Raw genomic sequence first — 24025 nt, forward strand, 5'->3', positions numbered from 1 at the left:
TATAATTTCTAAAATTTCTCTCTGGAGGTTGAAATTGGCATCCATAGATGTAAACCAGATAACAAAGGGAATGAAGCTTGAGATTGAAGGATATCCTTACGAAATAATTGACTACGAACACGTTAAACCTGGAAAAGGACAGGCTTTTGCCAGGATAAAGCTTAAAAATCTGAAGACTGGGAACGTTGTTGAGAAAACCTACAAAGTAGGTGAGAAATTAGAGCTGGCCGATTTTGAAGAAAGAGAAATGGAATATATCTACAATGACGGGGAGTTCTATTACTTTATGGACACAAAAACCTATGAACAGGTTGGAGTTTCTGCATCTGCTTTAGGAGATAAAGCAAAGTTTCTCAAAGAAAACACAACAGTGATGGTTCAGTTCTACAAGGGAGAAGCTATTTCCGTTAAGCTTCCTAAGAGCATTGTCCTTCAAATTACAGATACGGAACCAGGATTTAAGGGTGATACCGTTTCAAACGTTACAAAGCCAGCTACTCTTGAGACAGGAGCTGTTGTACAGGTACCTATGTTTATAAATCCAGGTGATTACGTAAGGGTGAATCCAGAGACTGGAGAGTACATAGAAAGGGTTAACATTAAGTAGTGTGGAAGACTGGAAGCTTAGGTGATTGGAAATCTGTAAAGTTGGAACTACATTTGGGAGGAAGTTTTGTTAGACAAGGTTAAGGATCTCCTCAAAGCCCTTGAAAACACTTCAATTGAGGAAATAGAGATAGAAACTGAGGGGATAAAGCTAAGGGCAAAGTTTGCCAGAGAGAAAGTAAAAGAGATTCCTGTTCAGGAAACAGTCGTTCGGGAAGTTGAAGCAGAAAAGGAAGAGGTCGTTGAACCTGCAAAGGACTATTACGTTGTAGAATCTCCTATGGTTGGAACTTTTTACAGGGCTCCTGCTCCTGGAGCAGAACCTTTTGTGAAAGAAGGTGACTATGTAGAAAAGGGGCAAACCCTGTGTATCATTGAAGCCCTGAAAGTTATGAACGAAATAGAGTCAGAGGTTTCTGGCATAGTAAGAAAGATTCTGGTAGAGAACGGTCAGCCTGTAGAGTACGGTCAACCTCTCTTCTATATAGAAAAAGCGTAAGGTGGTCTCTTATGTTTAAAAAAATCCTCATAGCAAACAGAGGTGAGATTGCTGTCAGAATAATACGCACATGTAGAGAACTTGGAATAAAAACGGTTGCCGTTTTCTCTACTGCCGATAGGGATTCACTCCACGTTTTTCTCGCAGATGAGGCAGTCTGTATAGGTGGTCCCCTTCCACAGGAGAGTTACTTAAACATTCCGGCTATTATTTCTGCAGCTGAAATAACCGGTGCTGATGCGATTCATCCCGGTTATGGGTTCCTGTCTGAAAATCCAGGTTTTGCTGAGATTTGCACAGCCTGTGGAATGAAGTTCATAGGTCCTTCTCCAGAGACTATGGTTCTGATGGGAGATAAGGCAAAGGCAAGGGAAGTTGCAATAAAAGCTGGTGTACCTGTTGTCCCAGGCAGTGGGATAGTAAAAAGTGTTCAGGAAGCTTTAAAGGTATGTGAAGAGATTGGTTATCCGGTTCTTGTTAAAGCGGCTCACGGTGGTGGCGGCAGGGGAATGAGGCTCATCACTTCTCCGGAAGAGGCAGAGACTCTTATTGTTACGGCAATGGCTGAGGCTGAAGCTGCTTTCGGAAGTGGGGAAGTCTACATTGAAAAGTACGTAGAAAATCCCCGTCATATAGAAATTCAGATAGTTGCAGACCAGGCTGGAAATGTTATAACTTTTGGAGAGAGAGAGTGTTCTCTTCAGAGAAGACATCAGAAAGTTCTTGAGGAAGCTCCTTCTCCATTTGTAGATGATGATTTGAGAAATAAGCTTTCTGATGCTGCTAAACGAATTGCTGAATTTATTAACTATGAAGGAGCTGGAACAGTAGAGTTTCTCGTTGATAAGGATAAAAACTTTTACTTTATTGAAATGAATACCCGTATTCAGGTTGAACATCCTGTTACAGAACTTGTGACCGGGAAGGATTTAATTGCAAAGCAGATTATGGCTGCTGCAGGAGAAAAGTTTGATATAGATCATGTGAAATTGCAAGGTCATGCTATAGAATTCAGAATAACCTGTGAGGATTATGAGAAAGGTTTCAGGCCTGCTCCCGGGAAAATAGAAAAACTACTAATTCCCGGAGGATTTGGAGTAAGAGTAGATACACACATTTATGAAGGATATACAGTTCCCCAGTACTATGACTCTCTGCTTGCAAAACTAATTGTCTGGGGAGAGACAAGAGAAGAAGCAATAAAAAGAGGTGAAAGAGCACTTTCAGAATTTGTGATAGAAGGAAATCTTAAAACAACGATACCTTTTCATATAAAACTTTTAAAGGATGAAAACTTTATAATGGGAGCTCTTGACACGAAAATTCTTGAGAATAAAATTTTACCCAAGATTAAAAGTTAATCTTTGCTTTTTTATGATTTTGCTTTAAGTTTTAATTATGAAGTGAATGGTTTTATTCCATTTCAGAAAAGTCTTCTTAAAATAAGGCTCTTGAAGCTATACAATGTACTCGGAGGAAATCATGGCTTCTCCATCGAAAGCCGAAAAAGTTAAAATTTGGTTAAGAGAATATCTTTCGGAGTTTGGGGAGTATTCGGGAACCTTAGAAGAACTTGCACATCTTGCTAACTCAACTCCTTATCTTGTTAAAAAAGCTCTTGCTGAGTTAGAGGAAGAGGCTTTAGTAAAAGCTGAATCAAAACGTGGAAAAGGTCTTGTGGTGGCTCTGGTAGAACAGGAAAAAGAAGAGAAAATGGAGCCTCAGGAAGTGGAGTCTCAAGAAGTTGAAGTTCAAGAAGTACAGCAAAAGGATGAAAAACAGGAAGCAGTAGAAAAAGAAGAAAAGGAAAAAAAGAAAAAAGAAAAGAAGCTTTCTCTTCAGGATCAAGTACTGACTTCGCTGATAGGTAAGGAGATTACAGTTTTTCTTATCAGTGGAACCAGACTTGAAGGAACACTTCTTGACTTCGATAACTTCACTCTGGCAATGACAGCACCTAAGGGTAAATCTCTTGTTTATAAGCACGCAATTGCAACAATAATTTTTGATTAATCAGGTAGTTGGGATGAAAAGGTATAAAACTCTTGAAGATGCCCAGATAGAACTGATAGAGCTTCTGGAAGAGGAAGGAGAGTTTAGAGGTTCAATTGAAGAACTGGCGGAGAGGCTTTCGGTTAGACCAGAAAGCATAAAACCGCTTCTGCATTTAATGAAATCTTCAGGTGATATTGTTTATGAAGAGCACGAAGATGAACTAATTATAAGGCCTGCAATGTTCATTCCAGTTCTTCCTCCTATACCGACGGAGGAGCAGAAAAAAGAAATTGAGGATAAACTGACAGAAGGTTATAAACTTATAGCTTCTTCTCACTTAGGGGGGGTTCAAAGTAGGGAGCTGCGCCAGGCTATGGGGAAAAGGGTTATAGTTTACTTTAGAAGTGGAAGTAAACTTGAAGGCAAGCTAAAAGGATTTGACAGATTTGTTCTAAAGATGAGAAACTACAGAGGAAATATTTTAGTTTATAAACATGCTATCTCAACAATAGTTTATAAACCGTGAACGGTATTTTTCTTCAAAAACTACTAAATAGTGAGCAATGATTGGTAAGTAGTTACTGTTCACAGTTCACTATTCACTATAGTAACTGCATTGTAAAGCCATTTACTGCTGAAATCTTTAAGGAGAAAGTTGAGAAGATATTTTCTTCTCTAAAGAAGGAGGAGATGTCTTCTTTTTTCTTTTCATCTCATACATCTTATCGTCAGCAATTTGGATTAGTTCATAAGCCTCAATTCCTTCATCAGGGGCAATAGCAATGCCATAACTTATGGAAATACCGTAATCTGAAAAAGAAGATTCTATTTTATCTCTAATTCTGTTTAAAATGGAGTCTATATTTTCACTGTTGTTGCCTATTAAAACAGCAACAAATTCGTCTCCTCCGAATCTTGAGACAATATCGTACTTTCTGAAACTGTTTCTTAGAATTTCTGCTACCTGTTTCAAAATTTCATCTCCCTTTTTGTGACCGAGTATGTCATTAATAGTTTTAAAATGATCTAAGTCCATGAATATAACGTAAATTTTCCCGTTTCGTGTTCTTTTTAATCTTTCCAGTTCTTTTTCTAAGAACTCTATCAAAACATAGCGATTGTAGATTCCTGTAAGAGGGTCATACATAGCTTTTTCTTTAAGCTCTTTCATCAATTTTTCTTTAAGTTCAAATGTTTCGTTGTACTTTCTGGTAAGTTCTTCTAAGAAGTTGAAAATGAGTTTTAGTTTGATTTCGCTTTTCATCATATCTCCTTCAAAACTATTCCAACTGAAGTTTGATTGTGGAGTTCAAGTCTTTTTCCTTCTATGTTGGGAGCTATCTCACCATGGGTAAAGAAACCGAAGAGAGGGGCATCTATTATGCTTCCGTAAATTTCTAATTCTTCTTTTGCTCGGTCTTCAAGTGTGTATTGCCTTGCTGTACAGGAAAAGTCAAAACAGAGGTCGGCAATTCCAGTTTCTGATTTCAGTTTTTTCGCAACTCTTTCCGTGTCTTTTAGAATTTCTTCCGGTATGACAAGTGAAAGCTTAACTTTTTGCCCTTTGCTAATTGGAGCCCAAACTTCTATGTACTCATCGTTAAAGTCCTTGAAAGTTCTTAAAGCAATGGGATCTCCTTCATCATTGATAATTGCGAAAGGAGTGTACCAGAGGTATTCCTTTTGATCTTCTCCAATTCCCCTCAAGATGCTCTTGGGAAGACAACTTGCAGGTTTTCCATCAAGTTCATAAATCTTGAAGTCCTCTCCGGAAGTAATTCCATAAACAGGTCCTCTTTTGAATATACCTGTAGATAAGCCGATCTTGCCTTCGATGTTCTCAAAGCTAAGAATAACAAAGCCATCTTCTATAACCTTATTGTCGGTAAACAGATATCCTGGCTTCCTTATTCCGCTTTTTACAGAAGTTGAAGCTATCGCACCACAAATCATGTCTGGAGGAATTTTCCTTCTTTCAAGTTCGGAACTGAGGAGTTTCAGAAAAAGTGGAAAATATCCGTTAGAATAGTCAGAGATTATTATGTGAAATAGAGAACTATTGTCTGATATGTAGTTTGCTGTTTTATTTACTAAGGTTTTAAATTTACAAGGTTTTATATTTGACGCTGTAAACTTCTTTATTCTTCCCTCTCTCTCAAACGTTATGAAACAAGCAACTATACCGTTTTCTATAAGGTTTGTATTTTCAAAAGCATCAATGGCATGAAAGGCGAGAAAAGACTCTCCCTTTACTTGAAGAATTTCTGAAATGAAAATAGGAACATCGTAATAAGGATATCTTGGAGATACGGCAAGTATGACGAAATCAAAAGGGTATTTTAGTTCACTTGCTATCTCTTCAAGGGCAAGTCGTAAGATAGGATTTTTAGAACTAAGAATTTGGGCTTTCATAATCCCTCCCTAATTACTTATTATAATCCACAAATTAGAATCCACAAAGGAGAAAAGAATTGAAGGAGTTTCTTAAAGGTCTCAACAAGGAGCAAGCTGAAGCTGTACTCTACTTTGATTCGCCTCTCCTTATCTTAGCAGGGGCAGGTTCTGGAAAGACGAGAGTTATTACTTATAAGATTGCTTACATGATTGAAGAGTTGAAGTACAAACCTGAGAGGATTCTGGCAGTTACATTTACAAATAAAGCTGCCAGAGAGATGAAGGAGAGAGTTGAAGGATTGGTTGGAAGTTCGGCACCGGTCCTTGTGTCCACTTTTCACTCTTTCTGTGTGAGGCTTTTAAGGGCTCACAGCGTAAAGGTTGGCTATCAGCCAAACTTTCTCATTCTGGATTCAGATGATAAAAAGAGGTTACTGAGAGAGATAATAAAGGATATGAACCTTGATTCTGAACTCTACAATCCATCAGCCATAGCATCGGTTATAAGCAACATAAAGAACGGTCTCTACTCTGTAGACAGCATGACCATCTACTACGACAGGATAAGAGAGATATTTGAGGCTTATAACAGACGGTTAAAGGAGAACAACGCTTTTGATTTCGATGATCTGTTGATCTACGGAAGGGAACTTTTGAGAGATTCAGAGCTCCAGAAGAGGTATTCCGACTTCTTCCAGTACGTTCTCATAGATGAGTACCAGGATACAAACAGGGTTCAGTATGAAATCGCAAGAGTTCTGACAAAGGAGAAAGGGAACATCTGTGTTGTGGGAGATGAGGATCAGTGTATCTACACGTGGCGAGGGGCGAATATAGATAACATTCTTTCCTTTGAAAAGGATTTTCCAAATGCAAAGATAATAAAACTTGAGAGGAACTACCGCTGTACGAAGGTGATTCTTGACGCTGCAAATGCAGTTATTGAAAACAATAAACTTAGGAAAGGGAAAAAGCTCTATACAGATAATCCTGCGGGAGAGCCAATAAGACTTTATGCTACTGAAAGCGACATAGATGAAGCAAACTTTGTCTCAAAGACGGTTAAACAGTTTTTAAAAAAAGGAGTTAAACCGTCTGAAATTGCTGTTTTTTACAGAACAAACTCTCAATCGAGAGTTATTGAGGATGCTTTACGGAAAGAGGGTATATCCTATCAGATCGTTGGAGGGTTGAAGTTTTACGAAAGGAAGGAAATTAAAGACATTATAGCTTACCTGAGAGTGGCTCTTTTTGAAAAAGATACCATTTCCCTTTTGAGAATTCTGAACGTTCCAAAGAGAGGGCTTGGTTCTGCTGTAGAAAAAAAGTTGAAGGAGATTCTTGAAAAGGAGAGCTCCAACATTGGAGCTCTGAAGATTCTTTCTTCTCAACTGAAGATGGAGAAGCAGAAAAGAGCTGTTGAAGACTTAATAGGGACAATTGAAGAAATCAGGGAAAAACTCCATCGGCTCAAACCCTACGATCTGATAAGGTTTATTGTTGTTTCAACAGGATATGAGGAGTATCTGAGGAAGGAAAATCCAGAGGACTGGGAATCGAGGCTGGAGAACACAAAAGAGCTTGGTAACACAGTTCAGGAGTTTTCAGAGAGGGAGAAACTGGAAGGAGAGGATCTCTACTTAGAGTTTTTGAGCACTATCACTCTTTCTTCAGATCAGGACGAGATAGAGGAGGAAGAAAAGGTTACTCTCATGACAGTCCATGCATCAAAGGGGCTGGAGTTTCCCGTTGTCTTCATTACAGGGCTTGAGGAGGGACTTTTCCCTCATATAAAGAGCCTTGATACAAAAGAAGGAATAGAGGAAGAGAGAAGGCTCTTCTACGTTGCAATAACGAGGGCTAAAAGACTACTTGCTCTTTCTTACGCCAAGAGAAGAAGAACCTTTGGAAGTTACAGGGATACAAGGAAATCAAGATTTCTTGAAGAGATTCCTCCTTATTTAATTAAGGAGGTAAAGAAGAGGGAATCACAACCTGCAGTTACTAAAGAGATTTCAGTAAAAAATGTTCAAAAGGAGAAAAGACCACGTCTTGTCTTTCACAAGAAGTTTGGAAAGGGAGTTGTAAGACGAATAGAAGGAGCTGGAGAAAACGCAAAGGTAACGGCATTCTTTGCGAACTACGGAGAGAAGACGATAGTCATGAAGTTTTTAAAAGTTCTTGGATAGCAATTGGATTCCTCTAACCCTCCTTAGAAAAGGGAAAGTTCAACTTTTTTCCTTGCTAAGGGGGTTTATTAAAATAACTTAACTTGCTACCTTTAGTTCCCTCCCATCAAGGGAGGGTAATTAGGGAAGAATGGGTAGCAAGTTGGGTTAAGGTAGAAAAATTACGGAATAGGAGGTTGACCTTGAGACCGATAAAGCAAAGGCTTTTAACACCGGGACCAACAATGGTACCAGAGAGAGTTCTTGAAGCTCTGGGGAAATCCACACTCTACCACCGCTCTCCTGAGTTTAAGGAAATTTTCCTTGAAGCTAAGGAAAGGCTTAAAAGACTTTTCAGGACGCAAGGAGAGGTTCTTATTCTCACTTCTTCTGGAACAGGAGCGATGGAAGCTGCTGTTTCAAACCTTTTCAATCCTGGGGATAGTGCAGTTGTAGTTGTTGGTGGTAAGTTTGGAGAGAGATGGAAGGAGCTCTGTGAGACTTTTGGAGTGAAACCGATTGTTATTGAAGTTGAGTGGGGAAAAAGCGTTAGACTCGAGGATATTGAAGAAGCTTTAAAAACAAACCCAGACGTTAAGGGTGTTCTCGTTCAGATCTGTGAAACTTCCACAGGAACAATTCATGATGTCAAAGGCATTGGAGAGCTCCTTAAGAGCTACCCCGATGTGCTTCTTATAGCGGACGGAATAACAGCTTACGGAGTCTATGATATACCAACGGATGAATGGGGAATTGATGTTGGAATAACCGGTTCACAGAAGGCTTTGATGACACCTCCAGGGCTTGCTGTTATCTCTCTGAATGAAAAGGCACAGCAAAGACTGTCGGAGGTAGAATCAAGAAGTTACTACTTCAACTTAAAGAAGGAGCTTAAGAATCAGCAAAAGGGACAGACAGCTTACACCACAGGTGTAAACCTTGTTGTTGCCCTCAATGAAGCTCTCAAGATGATTGAAGAGGAAGGACTTGAAAACGTTGCAAAGAGACACGAAAGGCTTGCAGAGGCAACAAGGGCTGGAGTTAAGGCTCTTGGACTTGAGCTCCTCTCTGAAAAACCTGCAAACGGTGTTACAGCAGTTCTTTCGCCGGAAGGAATCAACGGCCAGGACGTCGTGAAAATCGCAAGGGAGAAATACGGAATCACAATTGCCGGCGGTCAGGAACATCTGAAAGGGAAAATCTTTAGACTTTCCCACATGGGATACGTTGATATACTTGACATCCTGACAGGCCTTGAAGTTGTTGAGTTTGCACTTTATGAGCTTGGATATAGAAACTTTAAGTTTGGTGATTCGGTTTCCGCAGCTATGGAAACTTATCAAAATCTGTAGTATAGTGGTTAAAAATTTTAAGGAGAAGGCATGAACTACATCTACACCATTGAGTACACACTCAGAGACTCAGAAGGAAGAGTTATTGACACGAGTGAGGGAAGGGAACCTTTCAGATTCGTGTCAGGAAGAAACGAGGTAATTCCAGGCTTTGAAAGGGAAGTTTCCTCAATGGCAGTTGGTGAGGAGAAAACCTTTACACTTTCTCCCGGAGAGGCTTACGGAGAAAGAAGGGAAGAGCTTATAGAAACCTTACCAAGACAGTACTTTCAGGGAGTGGAGCTCCAAAAAGGAGGAGTTCTTTACGGTCAAACTCCAGATGGACAGACAATAATGGTTACAGTTCTTGACTTTAACGATGAGACAGTGACAATAGATCACAACCATCCTCTTGCCGGAAAAGCTCTCACCTTTACAGTGAAACTTCTCAACAAGGAGGAGTTTAACGGCTAATGAAAACAGCAAAGGTTGGGGAAACTGACCAGAAGCTGATTAGCAAGTTGATTTTCAATACAGTTGTTCCAAGACCCATAGCCTGGATTACAACCGTTTCAAATGAGGGAGTCGTTAATCTGGCTCCCTTTTCCTTCTATAATGCAGTGACAACGAAGCCTCCTATAGTTGTTGTCTCCATCGGAAAGAGAAAAGATGGAACCCAAAAGGACACCGGAAGGAACATCAGAGAAACAGGAGAGTTTGTAATAAACGTTGTCAGTGAAGATTTTCTCAATAAAATGGTGGAGACAGGGAACGACTTCCCACCTGAAGAGAGTGAAGCCGAAAAGATTGGGATAGCTCTTGAACCCTCCTTGATGGTTAAACCTCCAAGGGTAAAAGGTGTTCCAGCAGCCCTTGAATGTAAGCTGAAGGAAATCGTTGAAATTGGCGATACTCCAATGGATTTGGTCATTGGCGAGGTTGTCGCAATTCACTATGATCCTGAAATTCTTGAAACTCAAAAAGGGATTGTTGGAAGATTAGGCGGCAAGAGGTACTGTGTTATAGGAGAGGAAATAGATTTATCCCGCCAATAACTTAGCTTCATTCCTATCAATCAGGTATTAGTCTTTTGTATTCTTCTTAAATTGTTCCCCCCTTTGTAAGGGGGGGTAAAAAGCGTCTTTTGAATACACCACCTTGTAGAGCTTAAAACTTTTCTTGGGCAGTCTGAATCTCTTCAGTTATTCTCCTTGCTGCTTCTTTTGGGTCTTCCGTTCTTGTTATTGGTCTTCCAATAACCATGTAATCAGTTCCCAGTTTCACAGCATCTGCTGGTGTTACGATTCTCTTCTGGTCATCCTTTGATGCCCAGGCCGGTCTGATTCCAGGAGTAACGGTTAAAAAGTCCTCTCCGAGGTTCTCTTTTATTTTCTTCACTTCTTTTGCTGAGCAGACGATACCGTCAAGTCCCGCCCTTTTTGCCAGCTCTGCAAGTTTCAGGACTTCTGTTTCAACATCTGTATTAATTCCGATTTGTTTTAAATCCTCATTTCCCATGCTTGTAAGGATTGTAACAGCAATGAGAAGCGGTCTTTCAACTCCAATTTTTTGAGCATATTCTTTGTTGAACTCAGCTACCGATTTCATAAACTCAAAACCGCCAAGAGCGTGGATGTTGTACATCCAGACACCGGCTTCAACTGCCACTTTAGCGGCAGATTTCACTGTATTTGGTATGTCGTGGTATTTGAGATCGAGGAAAACCTTGCAGTTTTTATCTGAAATCTCTTTTACTATCTCTATTCCGCACCTTGAAAAGAGCTCCAATCCCACTTTAAAGTGGTTTATCTTCCCTTTTATCCTGTCAATCAATGAAAGTGCTTTTTCCTTAGAGTCAAAATCAAGGGCTACAATAATCATCTCTACAACTCCTCAATCATGCAGACAAATGTTGGACTGAGAATAACGTCTAACCTGTCTATTTCCTCAATTGCCTTCAGGATTTTGCTCTTACAGGCTGGATGTGTTGTCATTACAACTGGAACACCACCATTGATATCGATGCTCTTTTGGAGAGCCATCTTTATGCTTATTCCGTAATCTGCAAGAATTTTTGAAATTTTCGCAAGAACACCCGGCTTATCTACTGCTGTAAATCTTAGGTAAAAACTGGAGATGAATTCCTCTGGAGCTTTTATTTTTAGCTTTTCCTCATCTTTGAACAGACATTCTGGAACTGAATACCTATTCCCAATTGCAATATCGATGATGTCACTGACAACGGCACTTGCGGTTGGTTTTTCGCCTGCTCCTTTTCCGTAGTAGAGAGTATCTCCAACGAAGTCTCCCTCTATCAGACAGGCATTGAAAACGCCGTTAACGTTTGAGAGGATGTGGTTTTCTGGAATCATTGTTGGATGGACTCTAACTTCTAACTCTTCATCGACGAGCTTTGAAATTGCAAGAAGCTTTACTTTATAGCCAAATTCACGGGCGAGCTCTATATCAAGGGGTGTAATGTCTTTGATTCCTCTAACATAAACATTTTCAGTCTTTACCCATTTGCAGAACGAGAGTGTGCTGAGAACTGCTATCTTGTGAGCAGCGTCGTACCCTTCTACGTCAAGTGTCGGGTCTGCTTCAGCGTATCCTAGTTCCTGTGCTTTCCTTAGAGCTTCATCAAAGGTTATTCCTTTTTCTGTCATCTCAGTGAGGATGTAGTTTGCCGTTCCGTTTATGATTCCGTAAATCCTTTCAATTTTGTTTCCTGCAAGTCCCTCTCTTAGGGCCTTTATGACAGGTATTCCACCTCCAACGCTTGCCTCAAATTTTAAAGAGACTCCTTTTTCCCTTGCTTTTTTAAACAGTTCCTCACCGTAATCCGCAAGGAGAGCCTTGTTTGCAGTTACGACGTCTCTTCCTTTCTCTATGGCTGAGAGGATTATCTCCTTTGCAATTGTCGTTCCACCAATCAGTTCAACAACAACGTCACATTCTCTTTCAAGTGCTTTAAATCCGTCGTCAACTATCTTTTCTTCAGGAACGCCGAGTTTTTTAACCTTTTCAACATCTTTATCTGCAACAAAAGCGATGTCGATTCTTTTGCCGATTCTTTCCGCGATGATCTCTTTATTCTCTATTAGGAGCTTTACAACGCCTCCACCGACCGTTCCACAGCCGATTATTCCAACTTTTAGACTATCCATTCTCTCCTCTTAAACGTTTATCTTCCTCAGTCCGTATTTCTCGAAGGCTCTCTTTATTCCTCTGACAGCTTGTTTGATTCGGAGTTCGTTCTCAACAAGGGCAAATCTTACATACTTATCTCCGTACTCTCCAAATCCTATTCCTGGGGAGACGGCAACTTTACCATCCAAAAGGAGCATCTTTGCAAATTCCAAGGAGCCCATGGATTGGAATTCCTTAGGAATTTCAGCCCAGACAAACATTGTGGCTTTTGGTTTTTCCACCTTCCAGCCGATTCTATTTAAACCTTCAACAAGGACATCCCTTCTTTTCTCGTAAATCTTTCTGTACTCCTCAACACAGGACTGATCCCCTTTCAGAGCAATGATTGCAGCTATCTGAATTGGCTGGAACATTCCGTAGTCGAGGTAGCTTTTCATCCTGTAGAGGGCGTGGATTATTTCTTTGTTCCCTGCCGCAAATCCGACCCTCCAGCCTGCCATCGAATAGGTCTTTGAGAGAGAGTAGAACTCAACTGCAACCTCTTTTGCACCTTTTACCTGGAGGATGCTTGGAGGAACGTATTCGTCGAAAGCTATTTCAGCGTAAGCTAAATCCTGAATGACAATCAGGTTGTTGTCTCTCGCAAAGTCAACGATTTTTTCAAAAAAAGAGAGGTCAACACAGGCAGTTGTTGGATTGTGAGGGAAGTTGAGGATTAAAAGCTTTGGTCTTGGCCAGCTTTCTTTGTAGGCTTTGATGATGGAGTCGAGGAATCCATCTTCCTCTCCTGGAATCAGAGGAACAGATCTAACGTCTCCGCCTGCGATGATTATCGAATAGGGATGAATAGGATAAGCGGGACTTGGAACAATCGCAACGTCTCCGGGATTTATAAGAGTAAGGGCAAGGTGAGCAAGCCCTTCTTTTGAACCGATAGTTGTTATAACCTCTGTTTCTGGGTCAAGATCAACGTTGTACTTTCTCTTATACCAGAGTGATAGAGCTTCCCTTAGCTTGTAGAGTCCTTTGGTCTGAGAGTACCTGTGGTTCTTAGGATTTTGAGCAGCTTCACAGAGTTTATCAACTATGTGCTGGGGTGTGGGAAGATCAGGGTTCCCCATTCCAAGGTCAACTATATCTTCTCCTGCACGTCTCATCTTTGTCTTGAGATCGTTTACAACAGCAAAAACGTATGGAGGAAGTCTATCTATCCTTGCAAATTGAAATTTTGACATTTTCTGCTCTCTCCAAGAACATAGATTTAAAGTAAATGTTATTTTACCTGAAAAGACCTGTAAATTAGTATAATCTCCCTTGCGCAGGTGAACGGGAAGTCCGGTGAAAGTCCGGCGCTGTCCCCGCAACCGTGAGCAGGGAACAAATAATGGGCTTTAACCACTGGAGAGTGTGGGTGAGAGCTCCCTCTCTGGGAAGGTTAAAGCCTGTTTAACCCTGTGAGCCGGGAGACCGGCCTGCGCGAGAATGTCTTTTGCCCTGCGGGGGTTCAGGGCAAGGAGGAAGAGTGAGAGTTTTCTTTGTTATTGTAGGGATTCTTTTTACTTTTTTACCGGCTTACTCTTACGATAGGGTCGTTTCTCTATCTCCAGCAATAACAGAGATTATCTATTATGTTGGGGCTGGTGATAAGTTAATAGGCGTTACCGTTTTCTGTGATCATCCTGAAGATGTCAGAAAGAAAATAAAGGTTGGGGGTATTGTAAATCCCGACTTAGAAAAAATTTACTCTCTTCATCCTGATCTTGTAATAGCTTCAAACCTTACTCCTGAAAAAGTTCTTAAGAAACTGAAAAATCTTGGAATTAAAGTTCGCGTTTTAAGGTTTGTTTCCTTAGAGGATGTTGAAAATGCCATAAGAGTCATCGGTGATCTTCTTTCCAGTAATGGAGAAGAGAAGAAAAAAGAGTTTGAAATTGCTTTAAAGCGTGAAGCAAAGAAGCTTTCATTTTGTCTGGATGGAAAAAGACTACTTGTAATTATTTCCTACCAGCCGCTTTATGTAGCTGGTAGTAAAAGTTTTATTGGAGAGGCTTTCAGCCTGAGTGGAGCAAATGTCATTCCTGATGTCTCGTTTGGGGTTATATCAAATGAGTTTGTTGTTATGAATAAGCCTGATCTGGCGATTTTATCTCTTAAGGGAGAAAAACTTAAAGGTGCACGGGAATTTCTAAAGAAGTTTTCTATAAAGAATGTTTCTGTTACGCCTGATAATCTGCTTCATCCAGGTCCCAGAATTCTGATCGGTCTCAGAGAAGTGGAGGATAAGGTTTGCAGAAAATAGTTAAATGGATGATTGTCATAATCGTTGTCTTGGGGAGTTTTTTCTTTTCTCTTTTCTGGGAACTTCCAGAATTTAACAGAACGATTTTGCTTGATATAAGACTTCCAGAACTTCTTTTATCCTTTGCCGTTGGAGGGCTCCTTGGAGTGGGAGGGGGGGTTTTCCAGGGAGTCTTCCGAAACCCTCTGGCAGATCCCTATATCCTCGGGGTTTCTGCTGGGGGGGCTCTCGGTGCAACAATTGGAGCTTGGAAAGGAATAAGTATTGAGTTCGGAGCTTTGATTGGAGGGCTTTTCACGGTTCTGCTCATCTTTATAGCGGCTCTTTTCTTGAAAGAGAACCTTAAGATTCTCCTTTTTGGAGTGGGAATCAACGCTTTTTTTTCGGCACTTATACTTTTCTTCTTTGCAGTGATTCCGTTCTATTCTGTTCAGGATGCTCTCTTTTTTTCTCTTGGTTACATTCCCTCTCTTGATATTAGAGAAGCTTTTGGGTATCTATTGATTGCTCTTCTTTCCCTTCTAATCTTCCTGCCAGTTGCTTTCCGGCTTGATGCCTTAAGTCTTGGGGATGAGCTTTCCTATTTTTCTGGTATTTCTCACGAAAGGGAAAAGATTCTCTACATTTTGGTCATTTCTGCTTTCGTTTCTGTGTTTGTCGCGAAAACAGGAATAATCGGTTTTGTTGGAATTGTAATTCCTCATGCTGTCAGGTTTCTGGGATTTAGAATCCAGAGGGAGCTTTTGCCTCTTTCCTTTATCCTTGGAGGAAGCATTCTTGTTTTTTCTCAAGGATTGGCGAAGAACGTTCTTTCACCGATAGTTCTGCCTGTTGGGGTAATTACCTCCATTATTGGCGTTCCAACTTTTCTTTATATTGTCTGGAGGTATTCCATTGTTAGAGGCTAAGAATCTTTTTTATAGAGAAATTCTAAAGGATATTTCTTTTAGAGTAGAGAGAGGATCGGTTATAGGTCTTGCAGGTAAAAACGGTTCTGGAAAAACAACACTTCTCAAGTGTATTGGTGGATTTTTGAACTATTCTGGTTTTGTGCTTCTTGATGGTGAAGATCTGAAAAAGTTGTCCATCAGGAAAAGGGTTTTAAAAGTCAACTATCTTCCACAGATACTGGAAATTTCTTTTCCTTATACAGTTTTTGAATTTTTACTATCTTCATTGGTTCCATTAAAAGGATTTTTTCCTTCTTTGGCTGATGAGGATATTGAAAAGGTTGAGACTTATCTAAAAAAACTGAATATCTCCCATCTGAAAGATCGAATTTTCTCTACCCTCAGCGGTGGAGAGAGAGTAAAGGTTCTCATAGCAAGGCTTCTTCTTATCGATCCTGACGTTTATCTATTTGATGAACCTGGAGCTTTCTTAGATGTTGAGGTTCTTCCATTTTTGGCAGAGATACTAAAGGAGCTAAAAGAGAGAAAGAAGATTGTGATTATTACCGCTCATGATCTCAACTTCCTCCTTGATGTTGCAGATCGATTTATAGGTTTGAAAAACGGAAGGCTTTTCTTTTCTGGTGGAAAGGAGGAGTTTCTTGAGAATGTTGAACTTCTCTTTGACACAAAGCTAAGGATTCTGAAATCTCAAAATGAAATTTTCATAAAACCATACACAGGAGGTAAAGGGTGAGAAAAAAGCTGCTTGTGCTTTCTCTGCTTCTGGTTTCTGGAGCTTCTGCTGAGGAAGTACCAGAAGTACAGGTAACGGCTACAAGGGTAGAAGTTCCTGTGGAGCATGTTGGTGATGACGTAGATATCATTACTCAGGAAGAAATTAAAAAGTATGGATTTACAAGCATTGCAGATGTTTTGAAGTATGTTGCGGGGGTGCATGTTAGCCCGGCAGGTGGACCAGGACAATCTCCATATAGCGTTTACATGCTAGGGCTTCCGACAAAGCACATTATGGTTATGATTGATGGGGTACCAATAAATGATCCAAGTTTAATGGATACTCAGGCGAATTTCGCTTATATAGACTTAGACAATGTTGAGAGAATAGAAGTTCTTAAAGGAGCTCAAGGAGCTCTTTACGGTTCTGAGGCAATTGCTGGTGTAATTAACATTATTACTAAAAAACCTAAGGAAAATGAATTTAAGTTTGGATTTGAAGGTGGAAAGTATAAAACCTTTAAGGAAAACATTTATTCTGCACTCAAGTTAAAGGATGGTTATTTCTCTTTTGCTTTTGAGAATTTCAAAACCAACGGCTTTAGCGCTACTAATGAGAAAAATACTTCTCGTTATGAAGCTGATAACGATGGATATAACTATAGAACAGGTTGGATAAGCTACGGCTGGAATCTTACTGATTATTTGAAGATTAGCGGTAATTTCAAAGTTAAGGGAGGGAAAGTAGAGTATGACAATGGAGCTCTCGATGAGAATACGTATACAACTTATGACAACTTCTTTACCAATCTTAACGTTGATGCTATCTTAGGCGATAATCTTGTGCTCTCCACGAAGTTCGGGAATAACAAAGAAAATAGAGAATATAGTTATGGCAGTTATGTGGGAATTACAAGATATTTCACCTTACAGCCCACTTACTATGTAAACCAGAAACTTTTTTTAACTAGTGGTGTAAGTTATAAACAAGAAAAGGCTGAAATACCTTTCACTGGTAGTCCTTCCGTCCATGCTAAATCTATATTTGGAGAAATTCATTCTGACTATTACGGAATACATACAACGATAGCTTTGAGGAGAGATTTTCATAGCAAATTTGGAAATAAAACTACATACAAAATTTCTACTGCCTATACATTCCTACCTACAAGCACTACTTTTAAAGGACAATACGGAACTGGTTTTAAGGCTCCAACACTTTATCAAATGTACAATACTTTGTTTGGAAATCTTTCTTTGGTTCCTGACGAATCTGAAGGATGGATTGTTGGTTTACATCAAAAACTGCCTTATAACTTAGATTTATCTATTTCTTATTTCAAAAATAATATTTTTTCAAGTGTTGTTTGGGATTATACAAACTTTAAGTTTATCAATGCTTCTGGTAAAACAGAAGGTACAGAAACAAAACTTTCGTGGAAGCCTTTAAACTTCTTGACTTTAACAGGAAGTTATACACATCTTTCAGCAAGAGGAGATGAAAACTTTGTTCTTAGAAGACCAGAAAATAGTTATACTGTTGGTCTTAATTTATCTAAGAATAAAGCAAAGTTTTCTTTTTGGGTAGAACATTATAGTTCCAGAAAAGACGGCTACTATAACCAGATTTTTCAGTGGGAAAACGTTACTCTTCCATCTTTCACCACCTACAACTGTTACGCCTCTTACCAGCTTAACGACAGGGTTAACTTCTACCTTAAAGGCATTAACCTGACAGATAAAGATTACGAGCTTGCCTACGGCTACAACACAATGGGAAGAGCATTCTTTGCTGGTGTTAATTTAACTTTCAAGTAAAATTTCACGGGGCTTTTGCCCCGTTATTTCTGACTGTGTGAATCTGGAGGAAAGTAGTGGAAGAGCTTTTTGAATTGGGTGAAAAGGTTTTAGCAGATGAGTTGAAAGTTGAAGAATTGGAAAGATATCCTGAAAATCTTCAGGAAAGAAAATTTTTTGAAAAGCCTTTCAGAAGGTCTGCACTTATAGTTTCTGGAGATAGAATTAAACACTTGAGAAAGGTTTTTAGTAGGGATGCCGATATTATTATTTTTAACGTAGAAGATGGAGTTTCAGATAAGAATAAGCCTTTTGCCAGATTATTTTTGAGGAAGTTTCTAACTAACACCTCTTTTGATGGTTCAAAAGAGATTGTTATAAGAGTTAATCCTCTTGATTCACAATATTTTTGGGAAGATATAACTAAGCTCCTTTCAGTTATTCCCCATGCTATTCGCCTTAGTAAGGTAGAAACAGCAGAAGACATCGTTGTACTTGAGGGAATTTTAAAAGCTTTTGAACTATCGAAAGGATTAGAGGAGGGAACTATAAAATTACAACTTTCGATTGAAACTGGAAGAGCAATTGAGAATTTAGGAGAGATTTTAAGAGCTTCTAAGAGAGTTAATGCTGCATACCTTGGAATACTTGATCTTTTTGCAGACCTAAAGCTTTCCCAGAAGCTTTTAAAAACGTCAAGATTTGCAGACTACATTAGAGAAAAGTTTGTTCTTACCTGTAGAGCTCATAACGTTTCACCGATTGCCCCAGCTTATCAGGATTACGAGGATCTGGAAGGTTTCAGGAAAGAGGCAGAAAGAGAGAAAGAACTTGGATTTGATGGAAAAATGTGTATTTCGGTTAAGCAGGTAGGGATAGCTAATGAAGTTTTCTCCCCTTCCTTAGAGGAGATAGAGGAAGCTAAGGAGATTGTGAAGCTTTATGAAGAAGCACTTAAAGAAGGAAAAGGAGGGATAACTTACAGAAGAAAGTTCATTGATCAGCCAATCTACAGAGATGCCATTAACAAAATTAGGTATTTACAGAGTTGAAGAATTTCTCAAGGTTATCCCAGAGTGTTCTTGCAGCAGGTATGGGGGTAATATCCTTTCTCCTGACTGCGTAGAAGCTTCTTTTTATGGAAAGACCTTCTATTTTTATTGTTTTCAACTTGTTGCATTCAAGTTCTCTCTGAATGGAGTATTTTGATACAAGACCAAAGCCAACGCCTTTCTTTACAGCTTCTTTTATAGCTGTGTTGCTTCCCAAGAATGCAACAACGTTGAGAAAAATAGGATTAATGCCTTTTGCTTCTAAAGCTTTTTCGACGGTTAACCTTGTTCCTGAATCTTCCTCTCTGAAGATAAGGGGAAATTTTGTTATTTCTTTAATTTTTATGGTTTCTGACCGATAGTATGGGGGAGCTATCAAAACTATTTCATCATCCAGAATTTTTTTGTACTCTAACTTCTGGTCGCCAATCTTCGAACCAACAAATCCGATGTCGTATTCCGGTATGGCTTCTTTTAGTTGCTTAACGACCTTTTTTGAGTCAAGGATTTCAACCTGGATTATGACTTCAGGCATTATGTGTTTCAGCTTTGGAAGTATGTGGGGTATCAGGTAGTCTCCAGGTATATTGCTTGCTGCAATTCTTAGAGTTCCCTTAGATTTCTTTGTAACTGAAAGGAGTTCTGAAAGTGCTTCTTCTTTCTTTTTTAAGAGTTCTACAGCGTGTCTATACAGTATTTTAGCTTCATGGGTTGGAACTACCTTCCTTCCAACCCTGTCAAAAAGTCGTAATCCCAATTCATCTTCTAAATTCTGAATATGAGCACTAACTGTTGGCTGGGATATGCTGAGTTTTTCAGCAGCCTTAGAGAAACTTTTAAGTTCAAAAACTTTTGTGAATACTTCTAACTGCCTTAAATCCATCTTACTCCAGGCCGATGATTTTCAGGACGACATCGACTGTAACGAAGAAGAGAACTCCTGACATGAGGAGGGATATCATTGTTCCAAATCCCCAGACAATTGGTGGAAGTTTCATGCTCTTAACATACTTTACGTAGAATGAAAATGTGATGAGAGCAAAAATGGCAGCGAGGCTTATTTTCAGTCCCATGTAGTGTTCAAGATCAAGTACCTGAGAGAAAATACCAAGTGGCAAAAGGGAAAACATTGTCATCATCATGAGTCCGACAACTGTAGCTCCTATCCCGAGACCTTTTGCAAGACCGTCGTTAAAGCTTTTCATATTTCCCTCCACTCTTTGGATTAGTTATAGGTTTTTATTTTATCAAAACTCTATAATCTTATCTGGATCTATATTTTCAAGTTCTTTTTTCAGTCGATTAACATTCACTCCGTGAATTTCTCCTGAGTAAGGTTCAAGCAGTTCTCTCGCATTTTTCAAGAGGAGTTCAAATCCCCTAAGGTTGTAGTTTGTTAGATGGTAATAAGCCACCCCAAGTTGTATTAAGGCTTGAAGAAATTCCCTGTACTTTCCGAATTCTCCCATCCAGAGCTCTTCAAGGAGTTCGTGAACTTCAAAGTAGAGTTTTGCCTTAAAGAGTTTCCTCGCCATCTGAATATTTTTTTCTATGTCATTACCTACCGGTTCAAACTCTTCAAGGGACTGGAGGAATTCTCTGTAAGTGGTTGCTTTTTCTTTGAGATATTCTTCAGTAAATGGGTCTAATTCTTCTCTGTTCAGGCTTAGCTTATTATTTTTTTTCTTTATTAGTGGGAATTCAGAAACGATTACTTTTCCAATTCTTTCTTCAGTTTCAGCATTTTCTTTTTCAATAACCTCTATTACAGTCAATAGTTTTTCTAAATCTTCATTTTCTTTTTCTCTCAGATAATCGCAGAGATTGTGGGCAAACCAGTTTCTTATTTCGAAAAGATCCAAGTTTTTTCTCCAGAAAGTATTGATTTAGTAAATGGTGCCAGACATAGAGTCTGACACCGGAAAATGGAAAATTCGCTTAGCTTTCAGATCCAACGACTTCATCAGGATGGGCGATTCTACCGAGAACGGCAGAAGCGGCAGCAACTGCTGGAGATGAAAGATAGACTTCACTTTCAGGGTGCCCCATTCTTCCGACGAAGTTTCTGTTGGTTGTCGCAATAGCCCTTTCGCCTTTAGCAAGGATTCCCATGTGTCCACCAAGACATGGACCACAAGTTGGTGTTGAAACGACACATTCAGCCTCTATGAATATGTCTATAAGTCCTTCCTTCATAGCTTGTCTGTAAATTTCCTGAGTTGCAGGAATAACGATACATCTTACGTTTGGATTGACCTTTTTACCTTTGAGTATTTGAGCAGCAACTCTGAGGTCGCTAATCCTTCCGTTTGTACAGGAACCGATGACAACTTGATCGATTGTTACATGTGTTGCTTCTGTAACAGGTCTTGTATTTGATGGAAGGTATGGGAATGCAACCTGAGGTTCTATCTTTGAAACATCTATTTCATAGACTTCTGAGTATTCAGCATCTGGATCGGACTTGTAAAGCTTGTAAGGTCTTTCTGCTCTACCTTTAACGTATTCGAGAGTTTTTTCGTCTGGTTCGATGATTCCGTTCTTCGCTCCAGCTTCAATTGCCATGTTACAGATTGTGAATCTGTCATCCATTGGAAGATCTCTGATGGCTTCTCCAGTGTGTTCCATTGTCTTATAGAGAGCTCCATCAACGCCGATCATTCCAATTACGTAGAGGATAAGATCCTTACCACTTACCCACTTCTGGCGTTTTCCGTAGTAGATGAACTTCATCTGTTCAGGAACTTTGAACCAGACTTCTCCTGTGAGCCATGCATAAGCCATGTCTGTGGAACCGACTCCTGTTGAGAAAGCTCCAAGAGCTCCGTAAGTACAGGTGTGGGAGTCAGCACCTATTACTACGTCTCCAGGACCAACAACACCCTGCTCTGGAAGGAGGGCGTGCTCGATTCCAACCCTTCCTTCAGACCAGAAGTGTTTAATGTTGAACTCCCTTGCAAAATCTCTCATCATTTTTACCTGTTCGGCAGCCTTTATGTCCTTCGCAGGGACAAAGTGGTCTGGAACGAGGGCAATTCTCTCTCTGTCCCATACGGTTTTAGCGCCGAGGGCTTTAATCTGCTTTATTGCAATTGGAGCTGTAACGTCGTTTGCAAGGGCAATGTCAACTTTGCACATTATCAGTTCGCCAGGATAGACCTCTTTCTTCCCAGCGTGGTCAGCAAGTATCTTCTGAGTAATTGTCATTCCCATCTCTTTTACTCCTTTGAAGGGATTTAATTTGAATAGAAATTATAACTTAACCCCCTATATCCTTTTTGCAAAGGGGAAAATTTAGACTTCCTCTTTTTAAAAGGGTTGGGGAATTTTAGCATCCAAGTTATAGGTGTTTATCTCCAACTAAGAAAATAGGACCATACTCGGTTTCAGCAATCTTTACGTCAACTTCATAAATTCTTGAAAGGAGTTTTTCGTTAAGAATTTCCTCTTTGTTTCCTATGAAGTATTCGTTGTAACCTATGAGTATTACCTTTTCTATATATTCCCAGACAAAGTTTATATCATGAGTAACCATAAGTATTCCAAATCTCTTTTCCTTGTTGAGTTTATGAATGATTTTTAAAATCCTTTTACTGCTTTTCAGATCAACACCTGTTGTTGGTTCATCCAGAAAAATGTAGTGGGGATTGCTAACAAGGGCTCTTGCTATAAGCGTTTTCCTCTGTTGACCGCCGGACAGGGTGTTGAACTGTTTATTAGCGATTGATTCAATTCCCAGCAGTTTCATCCAGTGGAAGGCAACTTCTCTTTCTCTGTCAGTTAGTTTTTGAAATCTATTAAGCCTTGGGAAAAAGCCAGAAAGGACAACATCTAAAGCTGTTGCAGGAAAGTTGTGAGAGTAGTCTTCCATTTGAGGAACATAACTCAGGAATCTCTTTTCATCACACCCTTTTGTGCAGTCAATGCCGTGAATAAAAACTTTTCCGGATAATGGCGGAATTATTCCAAGGATAGTTTTCAATAACGTGCTCTTTCCAACCCCGTTTGGACCTACAACAATCCAGAATTCGCTTTCTGCCATGTAAAATGAGAGCCCCTTAACAAGGGGCTCTCCATATCCAATTGTTAAATTTTCTACTCTAATTCCTTTTTCCATTATTTCTGCTTTATGATCTCTTCTAAGGGTTTGAATCCTACAAAGACATAACCTTTTTCTTTTTCCGTAGGTGGAATGTAGATGATTGTAGGGGTTGCGTGGATGTTGTGAGAGAGGAGCTCTTTCTGAAGATCCTTGTAGAATTTGTCGAGCTCTTTTCTCTCTTTCTCTGGAATCTTGCTGTAGTTTTCGTCAACTTCCTTTGAGAAGATTCTTGCATATTTCATGAAATCTCCATTTCCTTTGGAAAACATCTTTTCTATGGCACTTTTCATTCCTTCATTTCTGGCAAGCTGCGTGAAGTAAACAAAGCCTTTCAGGGATCTTTCTCCATGAACTGGAAGGGGAATCATGTGAATTTGGAGATCAAGTTCCTGAGCTTTTTTACCTGCAACCTCTTTGAAATGTCTATAGCAGAATGGACAGTAGACATCCCAGATTATATAAACCTTATTTTTCCCGTTTCCTATGACGTGTGGAATATTGGCTTTCTGAAGTTTCTCATCTATAGCTTTCAGCCACGAGAGATCCTGCTTTAAGGGAACTTCACTCTTTTTCGGTTTTAGAGGAATTATGGCGACCTCTTCTCCTTCTTTTTTAACTTTAAAAAGATCCAATGCAAGGTATTTGCCATCTTCGGACATCCAGATATACTTTCTCACCAATCTGTTATTTTTTTTGTCAATAATGGTTACTTCAAACATTCTTAAACCTTCAACAGGTGAATCCTTAATCGCTTTTACCTCTTTTACTTCCACTCCTCTAACAGAGAGCGGTTTTAAAACTGCCCTGATTATCAATTCTTCTTCCTGAACACTCATTTTCCTGTTTTCGATTTTTTCTTTTTCTTGTGCGTTAGAACAGGAAAAGAGGAGAGAAGTTGCGAGGAGAGCCAAGAGGAATCTCATTTTAACCTCCATCTTTGGATTATGTTCAAATTCTATGTAAAAAATAGTGTGAGTCAAATAAAAAAAGGGGGCAAGAGCCCC

25 protein-coding genes and 1 riboswitch are annotated in these 24025 nt (G+C 39.6%); of the genes, 14 read left to right on the forward strand and 11 right to left on the reverse strand.

The window, feature by feature from the left end; genetic code table 11:
• The first annotated feature begins 34 nt into the window (after positions 1–34).
• The 5 genes from efp (at position 35) to ACYQ3A_RS05055 (ending at position 3626) form a co-directional block, all read left to right on the forward strand.
• Entirely contained in the window at positions 35–607 is a 573-nt protein-coding gene (efp, locus tag ACYQ3A_RS05035; protein ID WP_459896024.1) for an elongation factor P, read from the forward strand.
• A 66-nt stretch (positions 608–673) separates the two neighbouring features.
• Complete coding sequence (gene accB / locus ACYQ3A_RS05040; protein ID WP_459896025.1) at positions 674–1105, forward strand: acetyl-CoA carboxylase biotin carboxyl carrier protein; 432 nt, start codon at positions 674–676, stop codon at positions 1103–1105.
• Positions 1106–1116: 11 nt separating this feature from the next.
• Positions 1117–2466 carry an acetyl-CoA carboxylase biotin carboxylase subunit gene (accC, locus tag ACYQ3A_RS05045; RefSeq protein ID WP_459896026.1) on the forward strand — a complete coding sequence of 450 codons (1350 nt, stop codon included), beginning with the start codon at positions 1117–1119 and terminating at the stop codon, positions 2464–2466.
• A 121-nt stretch (positions 2467–2587) separates the two neighbouring features.
• Entirely contained in the window at positions 2588–3118 is a 531-nt protein-coding gene (locus tag ACYQ3A_RS05050) for an RNA chaperone Hfq (RefSeq protein ID WP_459896027.1), read from the forward strand.
• Between the two features lie 13 nt (positions 3119–3131).
• Complete coding sequence (locus ACYQ3A_RS05055; RefSeq protein WP_459896028.1) at positions 3132–3626, forward strand: RNA chaperone Hfq; 495 nt, start codon at positions 3132–3134, stop codon at positions 3624–3626.
• A 117-nt stretch (positions 3627–3743) separates the two neighbouring features.
• Here ACYQ3A_RS05055 and ACYQ3A_RS05060 read toward each other — a convergent pair whose 3' ends face one another.
• Both ACYQ3A_RS05060 and ACYQ3A_RS05065 read right to left on the reverse strand, forming a co-directional pair.
• Entirely contained in the window at positions 3744–4364 is a 621-nt protein-coding gene (locus tag ACYQ3A_RS05060) for a GGDEF domain-containing protein (protein WP_459896029.1), read from the reverse strand.
• Complete coding sequence (locus ACYQ3A_RS05065) at positions 4364–5512, reverse strand: FIST C-terminal domain-containing protein (protein ID WP_459896030.1); 1149 nt, start codon at positions 5510–5512, stop codon at positions 4364–4366. Before ACYQ3A_RS05065 ends, ACYQ3A_RS05060 begins: the two co-directional genes overlap by 1 nt.
• A 59-nt stretch (positions 5513–5571) precedes the next feature.
• Between ACYQ3A_RS05065 and ACYQ3A_RS05070 the strand changes: the two genes are divergently transcribed.
• The 4 genes from ACYQ3A_RS05070 to ACYQ3A_RS05085 all read left to right on the forward strand — a co-directional run bounded on the left by ACYQ3A_RS05070 (position 5572) and on the right by ACYQ3A_RS05085 (position 10048).
• Entirely contained in the window at positions 5572–7683 is a 2112-nt protein-coding gene (locus tag ACYQ3A_RS05070) for an ATP-dependent helicase (RefSeq protein WP_459896031.1), read from the forward strand.
• 182 nt (positions 7684–7865) lie between these two features.
• The gene (locus tag ACYQ3A_RS05075) at positions 7866–9014 is read left to right on the forward strand and encodes a pyridoxal-phosphate-dependent aminotransferase family protein (RefSeq protein ID WP_459896033.1); all 1149 of its coding nucleotides are present in this window, start codon (positions 7866–7868) and stop codon (positions 9012–9014) included.
• Between the two features lie 30 nt (positions 9015–9044).
• Positions 9045–9467, forward strand: a complete 423-nt coding sequence (locus tag ACYQ3A_RS05080; RefSeq protein WP_459896034.1) for an FKBP-type peptidyl-prolyl cis-trans isomerase — start codon at positions 9045–9047, stop codon at positions 9465–9467.
• On the forward strand, positions 9467–10048 hold the full coding sequence (locus ACYQ3A_RS05085) for a flavin reductase family protein (RefSeq protein WP_459896035.1): 582 nt from the start codon (positions 9467–9469) through the stop codon (positions 10046–10048). The genes ACYQ3A_RS05080 and ACYQ3A_RS05085 overlap by 1 nt, the downstream gene beginning before the upstream one ends.
• Positions 10049–10160: 112 nt before the next feature.
• Here ACYQ3A_RS05085 and pyrF read toward each other — a convergent pair whose 3' ends face one another.
• The 3 genes from pyrF to ACYQ3A_RS05100 are packed head-to-tail and all read right to left on the reverse strand — an operon-like array spanning position 10161 to position 13378.
• Complete coding sequence (gene pyrF, locus ACYQ3A_RS05090; protein ID WP_459896036.1) at positions 10161–10874, reverse strand: orotidine-5'-phosphate decarboxylase; 714 nt, start codon at positions 10872–10874, stop codon at positions 10161–10163.
• A gap of 2 nt (positions 10875–10876) precedes the next feature.
• Positions 10877–12160, reverse strand: a complete 1284-nt coding sequence (locus tag ACYQ3A_RS05095; protein ID WP_459896037.1) for a homoserine dehydrogenase — start codon at positions 12158–12160, stop codon at positions 10877–10879.
• Between the two features lie 9 nt (positions 12161–12169).
• On the reverse strand, positions 12170–13378 hold the full coding sequence (locus tag ACYQ3A_RS05100; protein WP_459896038.1) for an aminotransferase class I/II-fold pyridoxal phosphate-dependent enzyme: 1209 nt from the start codon (positions 13376–13378) through the stop codon (positions 12170–12172).
• A gap of 68 nt (positions 13379–13446) precedes the next feature.
• Positions 13447–13633: riboswitch (cobalamin riboswitch) on the forward strand.
• Positions 13634–13665: 32 nt separating this feature from the next.
• Between ACYQ3A_RS05100 and ACYQ3A_RS05105 the strand changes: the two genes are divergently transcribed.
• The 5 genes from ACYQ3A_RS05105 to ACYQ3A_RS05125 are packed head-to-tail and all read left to right on the forward strand — an operon-like array spanning position 13666 to position 18919.
• A complete protein-coding gene (locus tag ACYQ3A_RS05105) occupies positions 13666–14442 on the forward strand; it encodes a helical backbone metal receptor (protein WP_459896039.1) in 777 nt (258 codons plus the stop codon).
• Entirely contained in the window at positions 14430–15350 is a 921-nt protein-coding gene (locus ACYQ3A_RS05110) for a FecCD family ABC transporter permease (RefSeq protein WP_459896040.1), read from the forward strand. The genes ACYQ3A_RS05105 and ACYQ3A_RS05110 overlap by 13 nt, the downstream gene beginning before the upstream one ends.
• Positions 15337–16089, forward strand: coding sequence for an ABC transporter ATP-binding protein (locus ACYQ3A_RS05115; protein ID WP_459896041.1), 753 nt, complete (start codon positions 15337–15339; stop codon positions 16087–16089). The genes ACYQ3A_RS05110 and ACYQ3A_RS05115 overlap by 14 nt, the downstream gene beginning before the upstream one ends.
• Positions 16086–17888, forward strand: a complete 1803-nt coding sequence (locus tag ACYQ3A_RS05120; protein WP_459896043.1) for a TonB-dependent receptor plug domain-containing protein — start codon at positions 16086–16088, stop codon at positions 17886–17888. Before ACYQ3A_RS05115 ends, ACYQ3A_RS05120 begins: the two co-directional genes overlap by 4 nt.
• A gap of 56 nt (positions 17889–17944) precedes the next feature.
• Positions 17945–18919 carry an HpcH/HpaI aldolase/citrate lyase family protein gene (locus tag ACYQ3A_RS05125; RefSeq protein WP_459896045.1) on the forward strand — a complete coding sequence of 325 codons (975 nt, stop codon included), beginning with the start codon at positions 17945–17947 and terminating at the stop codon, positions 18917–18919.
• On the opposite strand, the gene ACYQ3A_RS05130 is transcribed toward ACYQ3A_RS05125, so the two are convergent.
• From ACYQ3A_RS05130 to ACYQ3A_RS05155, 6 genes are all read right to left on the reverse strand, one after another.
• Complete coding sequence (locus tag ACYQ3A_RS05130) at positions 18900–19802, reverse strand: selenium metabolism-associated LysR family transcriptional regulator (protein WP_459896047.1); 903 nt, start codon at positions 19800–19802, stop codon at positions 18900–18902. The two genes, ACYQ3A_RS05125 and ACYQ3A_RS05130, sit on opposite strands and share 20 nt — an antisense overlap.
• A gap of 1 nt (position 19803) precedes the next feature.
• On the reverse strand, positions 19804–20124 hold the full coding sequence (locus ACYQ3A_RS05135; RefSeq protein WP_459896049.1) for a hypothetical protein: 321 nt from the start codon (positions 20122–20124) through the stop codon (positions 19804–19806).
• 42 nt (positions 20125–20166) lie between these two features.
• Positions 20167–20781: a DUF309 domain-containing protein gene (locus ACYQ3A_RS05140; protein WP_459896051.1), complete on the reverse strand. Its 615-nt coding sequence runs from the start codon at positions 20779–20781 to the stop codon at positions 20167–20169.
• 76 nt (positions 20782–20857) lie between these two features.
• Entirely contained in the window at positions 20858–22132 is a 1275-nt protein-coding gene (gene leuC, locus ACYQ3A_RS05145) for a 3-isopropylmalate dehydratase large subunit (RefSeq protein ID WP_459896053.1), read from the reverse strand.
• Between the two features lie 127 nt (positions 22133–22259).
• A complete protein-coding gene (locus tag ACYQ3A_RS05150; protein ID WP_459896055.1) occupies positions 22260–23036 on the reverse strand; it encodes a metal ABC transporter ATP-binding protein in 777 nt (258 codons plus the stop codon).
• On the reverse strand, positions 23036–23944 hold the full coding sequence (locus ACYQ3A_RS05155; protein WP_459896057.1) for a DsbA family protein: 909 nt from the start codon (positions 23942–23944) through the stop codon (positions 23036–23038). Before ACYQ3A_RS05155 ends, ACYQ3A_RS05150 begins: the two co-directional genes overlap by 1 nt.
• Between the last annotated feature and the right edge of the window lie 81 nt (positions 23945–24025).

It is taken from the genome of Desulfurobacterium crinifex, from assembly GCF_054656775.1.

Excerpts from the sequence above, each read along its gene's own strand:
- accC (WP_459896026.1), top strand. The coding sequence starts at position 1,117 with ATGTTTAAAAAAATCCTCATAGCAAACAGAGGTGAGATTGCTGTCAGA.
- ACYQ3A_RS05050 (WP_459896027.1), top strand. The coding sequence starts at position 2,588 with ATGGCTTCTCCATCGAAAGCCGAAAAAGTTAAAATTTGGTTAAGAGAA.
- ACYQ3A_RS05055 (WP_459896028.1), top strand. The coding sequence starts at position 3,132 with ATGAAAAGGTATAAAACTCTTGAAGATGCCCAGATAGAACTGATAGAG.
- ACYQ3A_RS05060 (WP_459896029.1), bottom strand. The coding sequence starts at position 4,364 with ATGAAAAGCGAAATCAAACTAAAACTCATTTTCAACTTCTTAGAAGAA.
- ACYQ3A_RS05065 (WP_459896030.1), bottom strand. The coding sequence starts at position 5,512 with ATGAAAGCCCAAATTCTTAGTTCTAAAAATCCTATCTTACGACTTGCC.
- ACYQ3A_RS05080 (WP_459896034.1), top strand. The coding sequence starts at position 9,045 with ATGAACTACATCTACACCATTGAGTACACACTCAGAGACTCAGAAGGA.
- ACYQ3A_RS05085 (WP_459896035.1), top strand. The coding sequence starts at position 9,467 with ATGAAAACAGCAAAGGTTGGGGAAACTGACCAGAAGCTGATTAGCAAG.
- pyrF (WP_459896036.1), bottom strand. The coding sequence starts at position 10,874 with ATGATTATTGTAGCCCTTGATTTTGACTCTAAGGAAAAAGCACTTTCA.
- ACYQ3A_RS05095 (WP_459896037.1), bottom strand. The coding sequence starts at position 12,160 with ATGGATAGTCTAAAAGTTGGAATAATCGGCTGTGGAACGGTCGGTGGA.
- ACYQ3A_RS05100 (WP_459896038.1), bottom strand. The coding sequence starts at position 13,378 with ATGTCAAAATTTCAATTTGCAAGGATAGATAGACTTCCTCCATACGTT.
- ACYQ3A_RS05130 (WP_459896047.1), bottom strand. The coding sequence starts at position 19,802 with ATGGATTTAAGGCAGTTAGAAGTATTCACAAAAGTTTTTGAACTTAAA.
- ACYQ3A_RS05135 (WP_459896049.1), bottom strand. The coding sequence starts at position 20,124 with ATGAAAAGCTTTAACGACGGTCTTGCAAAAGGTCTCGGGATAGGAGCT.
- leuC (WP_459896053.1), bottom strand. The coding sequence starts at position 22,132 with ATGGGAATGACAATTACTCAGAAGATACTTGCTGACCACGCTGGGAAG.
- ACYQ3A_RS05150 (WP_459896055.1), bottom strand. The coding sequence starts at position 23,036 with ATGGAAAAAGGAATTAGAGTAGAAAATTTAACAATTGGATATGGAGAG.
- ACYQ3A_RS05155 (WP_459896057.1), bottom strand. The coding sequence starts at position 23,944 with ATGAGATTCCTCTTGGCTCTCCTCGCAACTTCTCTCCTCTTTTCCTGT.